The sequence below is a fragment of the Spirochaetota bacterium genome (genome assembly GCA_040756435.1).
GTDB lineage: Bacteria > Spirochaetota > UBA4802 > UBA4802 > UB4802 > UBA4802.
In genome coordinates, this window is sequence record JBFLZD010000069.1 from 1 (window position 1) to 15,701 (window position 15,701).

The 15,701-nt window shown below is 37.1% G+C and carries 12 protein-coding genes and 1 pseudogene; all 13 read right to left on the reverse strand.

Annotation, left to right across the window (positions count from 1 at the left end; genetic code table 11):
* A partial coding sequence (locus AB1444_14630) for a tRNA 4-thiouridine(8) synthase ThiI (GenBank protein MEW6527890.1) occupies positions 1-781 on the reverse strand: 781 nt, incomplete at its 3' end.
* A 3-nt stretch (positions 782-784) separates the two neighbouring features.
* On the reverse strand, positions 785-2,014 hold the full coding sequence (gene glp, locus AB1444_14635; protein MEW6527891.1) for a gephyrin-like molybdotransferase Glp: 1,230 nt from the start codon (positions 2,012-2,014) through the stop codon (positions 785-787).
* Between the two features lie 226 nt (positions 2,015-2,240).
* The gene (locus tag AB1444_14640) at positions 2,241-4,628 is read right to left on the reverse strand and encodes an EAL domain-containing protein (protein MEW6527892.1); all 2,388 of its coding nucleotides are present in this window, start codon (positions 4,626-4,628) and stop codon (positions 2,241-2,243) included.
* A 713-nt stretch (positions 4,629-5,341) separates the two neighbouring features.
* A complete protein-coding gene (locus AB1444_14645; GenBank protein MEW6527893.1) occupies positions 5,342-5,500 on the reverse strand; it encodes a hypothetical protein in 159 nt (52 codons plus the stop codon).
* A gap of 21 nt (positions 5,501-5,521) precedes the next feature.
* Positions 5,522-6,424: a permease gene (locus AB1444_14650; protein MEW6527894.1), complete on the reverse strand. Its 903-nt coding sequence runs from the start codon at positions 6,422-6,424 to the stop codon at positions 5,522-5,524.
* A gap of 72 nt (positions 6,425-6,496) precedes the next feature.
* Positions 6,497-7,072 carry a sigma-70 family RNA polymerase sigma factor gene (locus AB1444_14655; GenBank protein MEW6527895.1) on the reverse strand — a complete coding sequence of 192 codons (576 nt, stop codon included), beginning with the start codon at positions 7,070-7,072 and terminating at the stop codon, positions 6,497-6,499.
* Between the two features lie 433 nt (positions 7,073-7,505).
* Positions 7,506-7,733, reverse strand: a pseudogene (gene vapB / locus AB1444_14660) (type II toxin-antitoxin system VapB family antitoxin).
* A 194-nt stretch (positions 7,734-7,927) separates the two neighbouring features.
* On the reverse strand, positions 7,928-9,634 hold the full coding sequence (locus tag AB1444_14665) for a sodium:solute symporter family protein (GenBank protein MEW6527896.1): 1,707 nt from the start codon (positions 9,632-9,634) through the stop codon (positions 7,928-7,930).
* Positions 9,634-10,095 carry a chemotaxis protein CheX gene (locus AB1444_14670; protein ID MEW6527897.1) on the reverse strand — a complete coding sequence of 154 codons (462 nt, stop codon included), beginning with the start codon at positions 10,093-10,095 and terminating at the stop codon, positions 9,634-9,636. Before AB1444_14670 ends, AB1444_14665 begins: the two co-directional genes overlap by 1 nt.
* Before the next feature lie 715 nt (positions 10,096-10,810).
* Complete coding sequence (locus tag AB1444_14675) at positions 10,811-11,575, reverse strand: type III pantothenate kinase (protein MEW6527898.1); 765 nt, start codon at positions 11,573-11,575, stop codon at positions 10,811-10,813.
* Positions 11,576-11,587: 12 nt separating this feature from the next.
* Positions 11,588-12,616, reverse strand: a complete 1,029-nt coding sequence (locus tag AB1444_14680) for a HEAT repeat domain-containing protein (protein ID MEW6527899.1) — start codon at positions 12,614-12,616, stop codon at positions 11,588-11,590.
* A gap of 115 nt (positions 12,617-12,731) precedes the next feature.
* Positions 12,732-14,474 (reverse strand): selenocysteine-specific translation elongation factor, encoded by a 1,743-nt coding sequence (gene selB, locus AB1444_14685; GenBank protein ID MEW6527900.1) that lies wholly within the window; start codon positions 14,472-14,474, stop codon positions 12,732-12,734.
* A gap of 9 nt (positions 14,475-14,483) precedes the next feature.
* Positions 14,484-15,701, reverse strand: a 1,218-nt coding sequence (gene selA / locus AB1444_14690; GenBank protein ID MEW6527901.1) for an L-seryl-tRNA(Sec) selenium transferase, incomplete at its 5' end; no start/stop codon positions are given.

A 15,701-nucleotide genomic window follows, 5' to 3' on the forward strand; every position in this document is an offset into this window, starting at 1 on the left:
AAAAATCAGCCGTTTGCTTATAGCGCTGCAGTATGGTGCATTCGTTTTCATTACGTGCCACTATTATTTTTGCATGTTCATGTAAGCGATAGTGCCTCCCAACATTGGCTAAAAATAAATCCAAGGCACTGATTGACCGGTGTTCTATTAAATCTTTTACGCGTGAAGCAATCTGGGGCATGGTTAAAAAACATCCACCAGCTGGTGATTGAAATTGAGTTATACCAAACTCTTCTGCTAATTCAAATTGCTTATCGCGCGAACGCCCGGCTATGCCATAAAGGCTGTTTCTATCAACGATACCTTCCTGTTCAGGGATAGTGGGTGGTAAAAGTTTTGCAGATAGTGGCCGCAGTAACAGGCCTTCAAGTCCGGATTCTTTTTCTATATGCTTGAGCATTGATTTATACTGCGACATGGGACGCTGCCCAACAACCTCTCCTGTAATAATAAAGGAAGCATTGAGCTTTTCCATGTATTCTTTAGCTTTCTGTAAAAAGAAGATTTTGCAATCAATGCAGGGGTTAGCGTTTTTGCCATATCCATGTTTGGGATGAGCAATAACCTTTGCATATTCATCATCACAACGATAAAACACAAGCGAAAGATTAATCTGCTTTGCAAGCTGTGAAGCTTTAAGACTGTCTGGGTTTGTTTCCGGGTTAACGGAAGGCAAAATACAATGGAGACCAATAACCTCAATGCCCTGTTTTTGAATAATAGCTGCAGCTAAAAGGCTATCCAGACCACCTGAATATAGTGCTATTGCTTTCTTGTTCATGGATTATACTTCGGGATGATGTATAAGCTGAACATCAACTGGTTCACCTTGGGCAACACTGAGCCTGTCAGGTGGCAGTATAATCAGGCAATTTGCCAGTGCCATTGAACGCAAGATTCCTGAACCCTGTGGTCCTGTTATGCGTACAGTTGCCTGTCCACCTTCAAACGACACAATTGCACGGATGAAATGCGTACGGCCATCGTTTTTACGCTTTATGGGTTCCTGGCATATAGCTTTAATAAGTGGTTTTTGGAGAGCTTTTGCTCCCTGCATAGCTAACATGGCCGGGCGCACAAACTCAATGAATGACACCATGGACGATACAGGATTGCCCGGCAGTCCAAAATATAATGTGTTGCCACGGTGGGCAAATATGCAGGGTTTACCCGGTTTCATGGCAATCCGTTCAACTAAAAGCGTAAATCCCAGTTCAACAATGGCACTTATCATAAAATCATACTTGCCCTCGGAAACACCACCTGAAGAAATAATAATATCGCACGATAGTGCCTGCGATAGTGATTCTTTGCTTGCCTCTATACTGTCGCGTGCAATACCAATATAGTGCGGCAAGCCCCCATATTCTTGCACCAGTGACATTAGTGTGTATGCATTTGAATTTATGACTATCCCTTCCTGTAGCGGTGTCCCGGGTTCGTAAATCTCATCACCAGTTGCCAGTACGGCCACACGCGGTTTTTGTGCGACAGTTACTGTAACATTGCCTGTTGATGCTAAAAGGCCAACGATTGCAGGTGTAATTTTAGTTCCCCGCTGAACGATACAATCACCTTTTCTGATATCTTCACCAGCCTGGCGAATGTTTTCACCTTCTTTTACCTGCCGAAATATTGTCACCCTGTTTTCATCTTCTGTTGTTGATTCTTTTTCAACTACGGCATCAGCACCTGGCGGAATGGGAGCACCCGTCATAATACGGATAGCCTGTCCTGATTTTACGTGTATGGGAGCATGGATGATTCCTGCCTGGTATTCACCGGCAATTGGCAGCGTAACAGGGTTATTCTTTGAGGCATTGAGTGTATCACTGGCTACTATCGCATAGCCATCCATGGCAGAATTGGTGTGATAGGGAATATTGACAGGTGAAATAATATCCTCTGCACATATGCGGTTGAGAGCGTTAGTAAAGTGAACCTTTTCCACAGGCAAAGGCATAATGTGTGAAAGAATAGCAGATAGGGCTTCAGCCGGCGTAATCATATTCATACTGCCTCCGGTGATGTTTGTGATATGTTATTATTCAATTTTATAGCTTGTTTGCCACATCAAGACAAAAATATGAAAGCTAAATATCTCTCCAGTACATACTATACATCAAGAACTGTACCATTTCAAAAAACAATTGGCTCTGTGGCGTAATTTACAGATTTGGCAGATAGAAACCACCCTGATGATCTGGAATTAATGGGATGACAAACAATTAAATCAGTAATTATCGTTTTGGCCAGAAAAATTTTTCAGAATTAAAAGTATGTATATATTCAAGACACTGATTCATGGGCATAGGCTTTGAAAAGTAATACCCTTGAGCTTCATCAACACCTAAACCCACAAGGAAAGCCAATTGTTCTCTGGTTTCTACACCTTCAGCTATTGTTCGTTTTCCCAGTGACTGAGCCAGAAGAACAATGGTCTTAACTATCTCTACATCATCCCTGTTGTCAGGCAATCCTTTTACAAATGAGGCATCTATTTTAAGGGTAGTCACGGGAAGTTTCTTTAAATAAGCTAGTGAGGAATATCCAGTACCAAAGTCATCAATGGCAATATTAATGCCAAATTGCTGCAAAGCGTTACACGTATTAATAACTTCTGCTGTATCAGACATAAGTAAATTTTCGGTTACTTCTATCTGCAGTTGTGAAGGGTGAATCATGGATCTTTTTACAGATTTTATGACATCAACGATAAAATTAGAATCATAAAATTGTGCTGGGGATACGTTGAATGAAACGGTAAACCCATGCTGTTGTAATTGTGGTGTGATTTGCACCTGGCGGCTTACTTCGGCAACAATCCACCTGCCAGCCTGAATAATGATGTCTGATGATTCCAGCACAGAAATAAAGTGTGAGGGGGCCAGCATACCACGCTTAGGGTGATGCCATCGTATGAGGGCTTCCAGGCCTGAAATCTGCCTTGTAGTAAGATTAATTGTTGGCTGATAATATAACTCAAATTCATTGTTCTTTAATGCTGCCCTTAGTTCCTGTTGTAGTGAAATCTTTTTAATATTTTTCTGGAATAGTTGTTCGGAATAGTAGCATACCGAACCATATCCTTTCTTCTTAGCTTCAGCAAGAGCAACTCTGGATTTTTGTATAACATCATCAGCATTATTTCCATCACCCGGGAACACAGCAACACCAATGCAATAAGTCAGCATGAGATCATTGCTTATATCATCATATGATGTCATTGATAATCGTTTGAGATCATCAATAAAATTAATTAATTCCATATCATCAGTAAAAGGGAATATTGTATAGAACTCATCACTACTGCGTGCCAACAGGTGTGAATTGTGCAATAATTGTGAAAGTCTTTTAGCAAATTCCTGTAATATTTTATCACCCTGACGATAGCCTATTGAGTTATTGATTGCAGTGAAATTGTCTATGTCAATGGTTACTATTGCCAGCTTAACATTTTGTTGTGTTGCAATTTTCATTTGTGAAGAGAGCATCGTAGTAAAGTAATGGACATTACCCAATCCTGTCAGGATATCAGAAAAAAGTATAGTCTCATATTCTTTATCTCTTTTGATATTACGTATGGCAAAGGACAGGTCATTTGCCACTTCCTGAAGCATTGCTGCTTCACCAAGTGAAACAAAATTTTCATTACATGAATAGAGGGTAATAGCACCTATGGCATCATTTTGTTCATCAGGGATAATTGGCATTGAAATTATTGATTTAAATCCGTACTTCTGCGCCCTTTCTTTCCATGGTACATACCGGGGGTCTTCATCAGGGTAGATTATTCGTACAGTAGTTTTTTCTCGTATGGCAGTTCCTACAGGACCGTTGCCTTCCGGTATTGTGGGGTCAGCTGAAATAAAAATATTATCAAGATATTCAGTCTTCCCATACGAAGCTACTGGTACTACTTTAAAGTCATTATCAACAATGCCAATCCATGCCAGATCAAAATTACCAAGTGTAACAAGGATTTTTACCGTATTTTCAAACAGGGCTTTTTCATCATTTGAACGTATGATAAGGTCATTTATTTCATGTATTAAACGGTATGATCTGGTTATATGAGCCAGCTCTCTCTTTGATTCGGAAAGCTTTTTATCCTTTACAAAAAAATATGCATAGAGAATCAATGCTAAATCAAGAAAAACTATTTTCATATATGCCTTTACTACTGGCGCTAACAGTGCATCATTGTGTATACTATTTTTTATGTATTCCAGAAGATAGGAATACACATTCCCATATGAAGTAGAAAAGAGGATTGGATTAACATCATATTTTTCAAGTTGTATGCCAACTTTTAGCCTGTTTAATATATAATCGTTGTCAAGTGTACCTGATGCAAAACGCTTAAAATAATCATTAAGAGCATGTATGTGATTTTGAGTAAATGAATGATGGTCAAAAAATTTTTTAAAGCTGTCTATACCTTTTAAATACGCATGGAATTCGTCCCACAGTTTATCAGGGGCATTAGTGATCAATTGATGCATCCGTGCAATGATTTCTTTATCCTGTTCATTAATTGATAAAGATTGCTGTAAATTATTAATGAATGATTCATCCAGATTTAGATTCTGACTGATAATGGTTATTAATCGCTCAAGATTTTTCATATAAATATTATACCGTCCAGACTTATTTATATAATATAAATCCATTATATACCAATGTCAATAAAAATATGGTTTTTTTTATAGTAAAAATTGACCTTTAAAATAATTTAAGATTTCATGATTTAATTATTTTTGAATAAACAATGGAGCTATCATCATCAAATGGTATTATTTTAAAAAGCTCCAGAAATAGATTAATAATATACAAATTTTTAGCTTTTCGGTGATTATATCCGGTTCCCTAAAGAAGTTAGGCTTTTACAAGGGAAGGAATTTTAATATTCATGCCTAACCATTTTGAAATTGAAATATGCTCTTTAGCTACTGCTTTTTCAATCTTTCCCGGAGTGTCTTTGTAAATATATAATGATGTTTATGGCATTCGATATATCCTAAAGAAAAATTTAATTAATGGGCAGATAAAAGTTAAGTATATTTGCAAATATATTTTAAAGTCTGATCAATTTTTATTGATTATACTAAATTTGATAATAATAATTATTCACCATTTCAAGGTTAATAATGGTATCAACAGGTATGGTGGTATGATGAGATACTGATTGCGAAGAAATTTTCTATTAAGTTATCTATTAAGGTACAAAAACTTTTGATTTGGTATGTGCCGCATGAACACCCATAACAACCACAATTTAATATAATGGTTGTTATGCAGTGGCGATTATTAATCTTATAAATAAACAATAACCGAAAGCTTAAGATCTGGAGTTTTCTTTATTTTCACTATTCTTGGTTTCTTTGTCAGTTAAATCTTTTTCTTCAGCTATTTCTTCAAATTGCACATTGCAACAACCTGTATTGGATTTAGGTGTAAACAAAACTTTAATCAAACCTTTTGATTTTTTCTTTTCCATTTTCTTTTCTCCTTTACAATGTTATAAAAGTATATTGAAAACGTAACCACTAATTACAGCAGTGAAAAAAATTACTGCAACAATTGCTGCTACAAGTTTTATTTTAAATATTCCGGCCAGCATACTCATTTCTGGAATTGCCATGCCTGCACCCCCAATTATTAAAGCAGCAGCTGTCCCAATCCCCATTCCTTTCCCTATAAGTGAAATGGCTATTGGAATTGCTGTTTCTGCTCTGATGTATAAAGGAATTCCCACAATTGCAGCAACAGGAACTGCAAAAATATTATTAGGACCAGCAATTCTTAATACAAAATTATCGGGCATATATCCGTAAATTCCTGCACCTATCGCAACACCTATTAATAAATAAATTAAAACTGGTTGTAAGGTATCCCACCCGGCTTTTAATGATAGTTTAAGTTTGTTTTTTAAAGGCAGCAGTCGTTGATCTGCATTACCATAGTCTATCATTACATTTCCTTTTACCCGTACTTTTTTTGCATACTTCTGAAATCCTAATTTTTCAAGAAAAAAGCCAAAAAATACAGACAAAATAAAAATTAAAATAAAATAAAGAGTTGCGGCTTTAACGTCTACGAGAGCAGCCAACATTCCAATAATTATAGGATTTAACAATGGTGAAGAGATTAAAAAAGACATAGTAGCACCAAATGGCACTTGAGCATTCAAAAAACCAACAGTCATTGGAATAGTTGAACAGGCACAAAATGGAGTTAAGGCTCCAAGCACTGAACCAATAGCATTTCCCCATAAACCTTTTTCCGATAGATACTTTTGCATCGTTTCTTCGGAAATATGCATCATAATGAATTCAATTATCGCTGTAATCCCTATGAATAGAACTATTAACTCACCTGTAATTACAATAAAATACTGTAATGTCTCAACCAAAGTGTTCATATCCATTCCTATTAATAAAAATCAATTTTTATTAAAGGAAGACGAAACGAAACATGTAAAAGACACTTTTTTTTACAAATTTTTTAACGGTACACAGCTTTCTTTAACAGTACAATACTGAAAAGCACCATTTTCTGTATATTTTATGTCGCAACACTCAATAAATAAATTATATAACATTTTACGTGCTCTCTGAATTCTCATTTTAGTTGCTGAAAGTGATAAACCCATTTGCATGGCTATTACTTTCTGTGGCAAATTTTCAATATCGCTAAGTAATAATGGTTTACTGTATTTTTGGGGTAGCAACTGTATCATTGGAATTAAATAATCACTGGGGTTATATGATTCGTCTTCCATTTGAAAAAGTATTTCATTTATAAAGACTTCATTTTCCTGAATACAATTTTCGTTTTTTCTGTAATAGTCAATCAACGTATTACGAGTTATCTGAAATAACCATGCTCTTAAATTTTTAACCTGTATATTCTTTTGATGTGCTACAATTACTTTTAACATTACTTCTTGTACAATATCTTCTGCCAATTCATTATTATTAATTTTTCCAATCACGTATTTTTTCAGTTGATTATAAAAATCTGAAATGATCATATTCAAATCACAACATCCCATATTACCTTTATTCATGTATAACCTCTTAATTTATCATCCAGTTTTTGTTGTATTTTATTTATTAGCTTTTTCATAAATGTAGCGCATATATGACTTTTTAACAATATCGATAGTTGAGATAAAAATATTCCAAATGACAAAGATCGCAGTAACGGTGTACGTAAACTTTGTTATAGGCTTATACGTTTGTCTATACTGCCTTTATAATTCCCAAATTAACAGCATCCATGTCATCAAAGAGTAAAATATTAAATATTGATAAAAATGCAATTAAAGCAATGTTGTTTTTTTACGAAAATTGGCTTTTTGTAACTCCATATTCAAATTTAGCAATTGTTATTGATGATATATAAATATAGGCCTTTAACTTTTTTTAATATCTTTAAAATATTAACTGGCTTCTTCTTAATACTATAAATACAAATATTTGTATGTAATAAAAACAAGATAAATCTTCTCTTTTTTGATTTTCACACTGATTACGTCCGTCTTTCATGAAATCTTCTGTGAAATTATTTAATCCGTGGAGAAAAACTTCCTATGATTCATCATGGTGGAAAAGAATTACGGCATCACCCACTTTTTGAATAAGCACATTATTGCCATAAAATTGATGTTCTTTTGGTAAACGAACAGCTTGACTTCTTCCATTCATAAATAGTTGTGCACTTTGCACAATAATTATCTCTAACATATAATATATATCAAGGTATATATTTGGCAAGTCATGAAAAAATAATTGCGATTACGTTCAATCATATTTAGCTTATTGCCGTTGCAATTGTACATTTAAAGTGCACCATTGCTGTGTTATACTGTAAAACCTAAAAAAGAGATTCAATAATTTAAATATTTGAGGAAATGTATGTATTATTTTTCTATAGAAAGCAGATACAATATTAAAACAAAACTTACTGCAAATACAGCAATACCGGTATATGCGTAATCTTTATGCAATATGAAAGCACCAATGCCAAATAACAGTGAGTATGTTGCAATAATACCCAGTAATGTTTGAACTATACGCACCACTAATAGCTTATAGTTTGCAGGGTGCTGCATAGCCTTCCGTAATGGGGTAAAACCAAATTCGGGTTTAACGGTTTTGTAAAATGAATGGAGCTTGTCATTATTAACAGGCTCTGTTAAAAATGTTACTGCTAACCAGCACATTGTTGTAAAGGGGACAATGATTAAAAGATTGTAGGGAAAAGAAATCCCCAGTATAAACCGTGATACAATGACTGCAGGTATGGGAGCAATCATAGCAGTAATCTCAGACCAGGCATTGATGCGCCACCAGTACCAGCGCAGCATAAGTACTGGTCCAACTCCTGCACCGCACTCTATGATAAATGTCCATGCAGAAGATATGGAATCAATGACAAAGATAAGTGCACTGGAAATAACCACCAGGGCTATGGTACAAATTTGCGCAATGACAACATAATGTCGTTCACTTTTTTGTGGAACAATAAAACGTCGGTAAAGGTCATTAACCAGATATGAGCTACCCCAGTTTAGGTGTGTGGAGATAGTTGACATGTATGCTGCCAGGAATGCTGCCACCAGTAGTCCCTTTAACCCTTGAGGTAAAAAATCCCGGATAGCAAAAATATATGTTGCTTTTGATTGGTCAGCAGGCACTGCTGGGTACAATACAATGGTTGCAAGAGCAACAATAATCCACGGCCAGGGACGCAATGTAAAATGAGCTATCGTAAACCATAATGTTGCTTTGAGTGAATGATTTTCATCTTTTGAAGACATCATACGCTGTGCAACATAGCCGCCGCCACCAGGTTCTGCTCCTGGATACCAGGATGCCCACCATTGAACGCATACATACAGTAAAAATGCGGCCAGTGGGATCGAAGCGCTATCGCCAAGGGGGAAAAATGAAAGCGTCTTTGCAGGTAACCTTTGTATCAGGCTATCAATGCCATTAACTGGAGGGTGGCTAATAACAACATACGCTAAAACAATGCATCCGCCCATGGCAATGATGAATTGAACAACATCGGTGACAGCTACAGCCCACAAACCACCAGCTGCCGCATACAGTCCTACAAAAATCATTGTTGCAATAACTATAAAAAACACATGCGTTTGATGAATACCAAATAGGTATGCCAGTATCTGCGCCAGTGCTACATTGACCCATCCCATAATGATGCAGTTTGCAAATAGTCCCAAATACAATGCTTTAAAACCGCGTAAAAATGATGCCTCTTTGCCGCTGTAGCGCAGTTCAATAAATTCAATATCGGTGGTTACTCCGGCTCGCCGCCATAGTTTTGCAAAGAAAAACACCGTGACTATATTTGCAGCAACCATATTCCACCACAGCCAGTTACCCGCTATACCGCCACTTCGTACCAGCTCGGTGACAGCCAGCGGAGTGTCGGCTGCAAAGGTTGTTGCCACCATGGCAGTACCAGCTATCCACCAGGGAAGATTTCGGCCGGAAAGGAAAAATGCTTGAGTGCTGGTGCGTGCCCGCTTTGCGTACATGAGAGCTATAAGCATGCTAAACAGCAGATACAAAGCAACGATGATGAAATCAACTGTTGACATTAGCGGTGCAGGAAATCCTTGTAATAAAAATCAATATCAAATCCACCAAAGCGCGACTGAAAGGACAGGTTTATGTTTTCATACAATGTTTTCAGTGGTATCTGTTCCTCATTATATTCGGGTGGCGATGGTTTAAGGTTGTGCTTTATAAACTGAAGTTGATTAATAAAGGTTCCCGTAATGAGGTTTGCTATTTCACCGGCAACATCAGGGTAATATTTCTTTACATTGGACTTGGTAGTTCCAAAGAAGTTTTTTGTAAGCTGTTGTAATGTAGATTCCGGGAAGTTTATAATAAGTTCACCCTTCATGGTGCCATCAAGTTCAATAGTTACCTTTGGGTCATTCTGGTTTGACTGGCTTTCAAATACCTCTTTTATATCAGGATCATGGAGAAAATTTTTAAAAATATGGTCAACCGATCGGGCTAATATTCGGGTATAACGTTCATAATTATTCATTGATATAGTTCTCCAGTCTATGATGAATGCATCATATGATTAAGACAGTGACTCAACAAAGAAAAAGATGCATATAGCTTTATTTGTCAAGAAATGTTTAGGGCTGTGTTATTTTTTGTAGTATTTTGGGTGAGGATCCCAGTATATTGAAATTACTTGCTTCTGCTTCATCTGCATTGTATTTTGCAAGCTAATAAAAAATATCGGCATACAAATATATATAAAATGTAATAGTTTATTAATTCTTACCGGTAAGCTAAGCTTATTTTAAAAAAGTATTAACGAAGATTGTAATTATTTATAATTATGTTTAGATTAGTGAATATACATTCACAATTATTATAAATACAACATATTTTTTAATATGATAATGCAATTTTTATTCCAGGTATTATCCACATAATGAAGAATTTTAACAGAAATTAATTTTTGGATATATACCCTCCCGGCTTATACATAAAAATAATTATTACAGTAAAAAAATTTTTTTTAAAAAAAAGTTGCGACAAAAATGCTGGAATATTCAGCAGTTAGCATAAGTTTATTCAATAAATTTACTGCATTACAAGTAGTTCAATGCGACATAGTAACACATATTCCATCGATAGCCAATTAATTTAGTAAATTAATGTCATTGAATGTTGTGTTTGTGGATAATGTGGATAACTTTGTGAATATTAATATAAATAGACTGTTTTTTTGGATATTCAACATTTTACCTGTTCATGTCGTACAGGTAAAATAAACCTCTCATGGTAAGTGTTGAGTCAATTTTTGCGGGAATTGAAAGGTGTGGATGCACCACTTCAGCCATTCCTCCAGTGCAGATAACACTGTAATGAGCTTGAGAACCTGACATTTTTTGTATTATTCCTTCAATTAAAGAAATCCATCCGTAAAAAAATCCTGAAATAAGTGCATCTTTTGTATTTTGTGCAATAATAGAAGCTGGTTTTTCAAACGGAACTTCAAAAAGCTGTGCGGTGCTCTGTGCCAGTCCATTCATTGCTGCCTTTACTCCGGGTGCTATGACCCCCCCCTTTAATACGCCATTTTCAAGCAGGCAGAATGTTATAGCAGTGCCAATATCAACAATAATGCAATCGATTTTGTAATCGATGTAAGCAGCAACCGCATTAACAATGCGATCAACACCTAATTGGGCTGGGTTATCATATTCTATCATTATCGGCATACGAGAAAGGTGGGTAATCCTGTGAGTTCTTATAGAAAATAGTTTTTTACATGCTGCATCATAGGCATTATTACATTGCGGGACAACACTTGAATAAATTGCACCCTGAATGTCACCAGCATCTATAGAATATTCCTTAATAGCATTGGTAATGGTGTCCGATAGTTCCTGTACAGTAACATCCCGTTTTGTAGGATACCGGTACATAAAAACAGGCAAGGGGTTGCTTGTGTCATAAAGCCCTAAAACAGTATGTGTATTGCCAATATTGAAACCTATAATCATGGAACGCTATACCTATTCGGTATCGTGTGCCCTCTCTAAGCGGGATTTAAGTGAGTAGTAAGACACGCGGGCTTCGTCCCGCACATTTTTATTGGGGTCACTCATGGCTTTTTCTATAGCTTTAAGCGCTTGTGGGTCAAATATCTTTTCCAGTGCACGAACCGCTTCTAAACGGACATCATAGTAGGGGTCATCTAAAAGTTTGATCAATGCATTGATTGCGCTTTTTTCACGTAATATGCCAATGGAACGCGCAGCAGCCATGCGTACCGATTTAAATTCATCATTGCATGCCTTGATAAGAAGTGGTGCTGCTTCTTTGATTTTAAACTGGCCAATCTGTTTAACTGTTTCTTCCCGCTGTGCACCTCCTTCGGTCATACGCTTTACTAAAAGCATAAACGGTGCATCGGTAATGGCTTTGAGTGCTCTTTCGGTTCCAATTTTCTTCAGAGCATCGTGAGCAGTTTTCCTGACTTCAGCATTATTATCTACAAGGCAGCCAATTAATGGGCTGACAGCCTGATCGCCGCCAATCATACCTAATGCGCGGGTTGCTTCTACCCGTATCTGATAATGCTTACTATCAAGTGCCTCAACTAAATGCGGTATGGCATACTTATCCTTAAGATATCCCATGGTTCGTATGGCTTCAATTGAAACCATCATCTTTTTGTCTTTAAAGGCTAAATACAATATTTTTGATATCTCTAAATCATCGGTGGGGCCTATTTCACTCAAAACCCTGAGCGCTTCAATCTTATCACGCTGTGAACCAGATATGATTATCTGACGCAGGTTTTCAATAATAACAGGGTCTTTTATATTGCCAAATTTTATTGTTGCTATCGTCCTTACTCGCGGATCCGGGTCATGGATGAGTTTTTTTAAATCTTCAATAACTGACTGGTCGCGAATTTTTACCAGAGCTAGCAATGCATTAAGCCTGACTTCAGCTTTACGGTGTTTTGTTAATTGTAATAATCCATTGATGTCATTTTTTTCTCTGAGTTTGTCAACGTTTGGGGTAAAAAGTGCCATAGCAATCCCTTTTTTGAGTATTTATATTTATTGCAAGTGTACTCCATATGCATAAAAAAAGTCAACTAATAATGTACAATTTTATTATATTATGCAAATGTATATACAGATACAGTTATACCTTGACACGCACATCGCCATATCGCTTAATTAGATTTTTCTGCTCCATTGCATTCAAAAGTGGTATCATATATTTTCGTGAAAGTCCGGTGATTTCTTTTGCCTGTTGTATGGTTAACTCTTTGTTTCGTTCAAAATGTGTCATGATACGTTGTGTGTATTGTGTAAACACATCGCTGTGCCATATCAATTCTTTATCAACAACCACTAAATGTCCTGTTTTAATAAGTTTATCAATTATATTTCGGTAGCGGGGAAAATCTTTGGGGTTAATGCCTCCTATACCTTTTTGTAATGCCTGCCGTAAAAATTCCCGTTCACTATCGCCAATTTCATCCCTTTGCTGTTTAATCAAGCCATGATGTGTCACTATATGGTGCACAACTTCATATGGTAGCAAAAACTTTTGCGCCAGTTCCTGTTCGGTTGCGCCAGATGACAATTCCTGCTTTAATGCATTCACCGTACTTTCAAAGTGTGATGGTGTGGTTATATAATTGGCAATAATAGTGACTTTTGAATCGTTCTTAAGCTTTTCCACCGCATTAACAACATGGGCTTCATCGGGAAATATTTTTTTCAAATGTTCAACTGGCATATATGGATTGGTGATGAGAGTACACAGAATAGCATTTGCCGTTATATCATAACTCTGTGCTATTTCCTGAAGAAGCGGGTCTTTTTTAAGTGTACCTTTATAATCGGTACTCAGGATATAGCCTCCTGCTATTATTGTATATCCTCCAGGAAATGTTGCAACAAATCGCTCGGTTGGGTAGCAGTGGACTGGTTCTTTAAACTTAAGTCGCACAACGGTGTTTGACTGGCCAATAACACTGTACTGCGCATCACAGGCAGCAGTGCCAATCAAAACCTCAATCCACTGATTGTTCTTGATTGGTGAGAATGCATGTGTGATACATGCAATACAGCTTCTGGTTTCAGTGAAAAAGTTTTCCGTAACAATAATGTGGCCACGTTGTAATGTTGCTTTTTCAATTCCAGCCAGCGCCAGTGCCGTTCGCTGTGAAACATCCGATTTTTCCTGTTGAGTATTATGGCTTTGAATCTGGCGTATGCGCGTGGTGATGTTGTGCGGCAGAATGGTTATAGTATCATTGACCGTAAAACTACCATTTTTGCTGGTACCGGTAACCACAGTACCAACGCCTTTAACGGTAAACACCCGGTCAATATGTAAATACGGCTTATTACCAGCTTCTGGCTGGGGTAATTGGTGAATGGCATCTTCCAATGCTGACTTTAATGAGTCAATACCTTCCCCTGTAATTGATGAGCATGGTATTACACTTGCGTTTTTATACAGAGTGGCAATTAACTTATTTTGTATGTGCGATAGTACCCGGGTAATATCTTCAGGTGTTACCTTATCAACCTTTGTTAACGCTACAACGATTGAAGGAATTCCCAATATTGACAACACTTTCACATGGTCATCAGTTTGTTTCATCCAACCGTCATCGGCAGCAATCACCAGAAGGCCAAGATCAATTCCCCATGCACCGGTTACCATGTTACGTATAAACCGTTCATGCCCCGGCACATCTACAATACTTACGGTACCAATGGTTGGAAGGTTAATGTAGGCAAAACCAATATCAATGGTCATCTGGCGCTGTTTTTCTTCTGGCAGTCTATCAGCATCTATACCAGTAAGTGCCTTTATGAGCGATGTCTTGCCGTGGTCAACATGGCCTGCAGTGCCAATAACGTACATGGTTATTTCCTATGGTAGCAAAGAGTTTATAGCGTCAGCAACATTTACAATATCGTCATCCAAAATGGTTCTGAAATTTATTGTAAATACATCATTCTGTATATAGCCAATAATGGGAATCGGTTGAGAAACCATGTGTGTTGCAATGTCACCAGCTTTTTTTCCATCAATGGCTATGGCTATTCCATAATCAGGCAATACTTTATCGGGCATGGCACCACCACCAAATGCTGTTTTTGAACTGATGCGCTGAACGTACGGTTTAACCTCGTCTTTTAGTTTTTTGAAAAGTTTTTTTATTTTTTTATCTATTGCGTGTAAATCCTGTTTCATAAATGACCATGTGGGAATGACTCCGTGCCTGTTGTTAGCATACTGCAATAAAATTTCCTGTAATATAAAGTAGGTTACTTTATCCACTCTAAGTATTCGCATCAATGGATCTTTCTTTAATTGTGCTATCAAATGCTTTTTACCTGCAATGATGCCTGCCTGACAAGCACCAAGGAGTTTATCGCCGCTAAAACACACTAAATCAGCATATTTGAGTGCCTGTGCCACGTTGTCATCGTTGTTAAATATCAGATTGCCACTTCCTAAATCTTTAACCAGTAACACCGTATCTGTTTTTAAGGTAGCTAACTGTTGCAATGTGGGACTTTGCGTGAATCCTTTCATATAAAAATTTGATCGGTGAGCTGAAAGGATAAGCGCTGTGTTTTCCGTAATTGCATTTTTGTAGTCTGAAACTTCAGTAATATTGGTTGTACCAACCTCAACAAGCCTGCATCCAGCCTGCTTCATAATATCAGGGATGCGGAAACCACCACCAATCTGTATTAACTCACCCCGTGAAATGACAACTTCTTTATCGCGTGCAAAATGGTGCAGTATTAAAAATACGCTTGCAGCATTGTTATTAACAATGAGTGCATCTTCGGCACCGGTAATAAGGCATATAAGCTTTTCGGCAAAACCGCCCCGCTTGCCTCGTTTTTGCGTTGGTATGTGGTATTCTAAGTTGCAGTAGGCACGTAAGTTTTCGCTAACACGTAATAATATATCATTGCCAAGTGGTGCTCTACCCAGGTTAGTGTGCAGCAGAATGCCAGTGCCATTTATCACGCGTTGAAGCTTTTCCATACGGATAGTTCTGCATTTATGAACTATCGCCTCCAAACACTTCCCGTAATCAAAGGGTAGTCCCTGAGCAATACGTTTTCTTTG

Excerpts from the sequence above, each read along its gene's own strand:
- glp (MEW6527891.1), bottom strand. The coding sequence starts at position 2,014 with ATGAATATGATTACGCCGGCTGAAGCCCTATCTGCTATTCTTTCACAC.
- AB1444_14640 (MEW6527892.1), bottom strand. The coding sequence starts at position 4,628 with ATGAAAAATCTTGAGCGATTAATAACCATTATCAGTCAGAATCTAAAT.
- AB1444_14645 (MEW6527893.1), bottom strand. The coding sequence starts at position 5,500 with ATGGAAAAGAAAAAATCAAAAGGTTTGATTAAAGTTTTGTTTACACCT.
- AB1444_14650 (MEW6527894.1), bottom strand. The coding sequence starts at position 6,424 with ATGAACACTTTGGTTGAGACATTACAGTATTTTATTGTAATTACAGGT.
- AB1444_14655 (MEW6527895.1), bottom strand. The coding sequence starts at position 7,072 with ATGAATAAAGGTAATATGGGATGTTGTGATTTGAATATGATCATTTCA.
- AB1444_14665 (MEW6527896.1), bottom strand. The coding sequence starts at position 9,634 with ATGTCAACAGTTGATTTCATCATCGTTGCTTTGTATCTGCTGTTTAGC.
- AB1444_14670 (MEW6527897.1), bottom strand. The coding sequence starts at position 10,095 with ATGAATAATTATGAACGTTATACCCGAATATTAGCCCGATCGGTTGAC.
- AB1444_14675 (MEW6527898.1), bottom strand. The coding sequence starts at position 11,575 with ATGATTATAGGTTTCAATATTGGCAATACACATACTGTTTTAGGGCTT.
- AB1444_14680 (MEW6527899.1), bottom strand. The coding sequence starts at position 12,616 with ATGGCACTTTTTACCCCAAACGTTGACAAACTCAGAGAAAAAAATGAC.
- selB (MEW6527900.1), bottom strand. The coding sequence starts at position 14,474 with ATGTACGTTATTGGCACTGCAGGCCATGTTGACCACGGCAAGACATCG.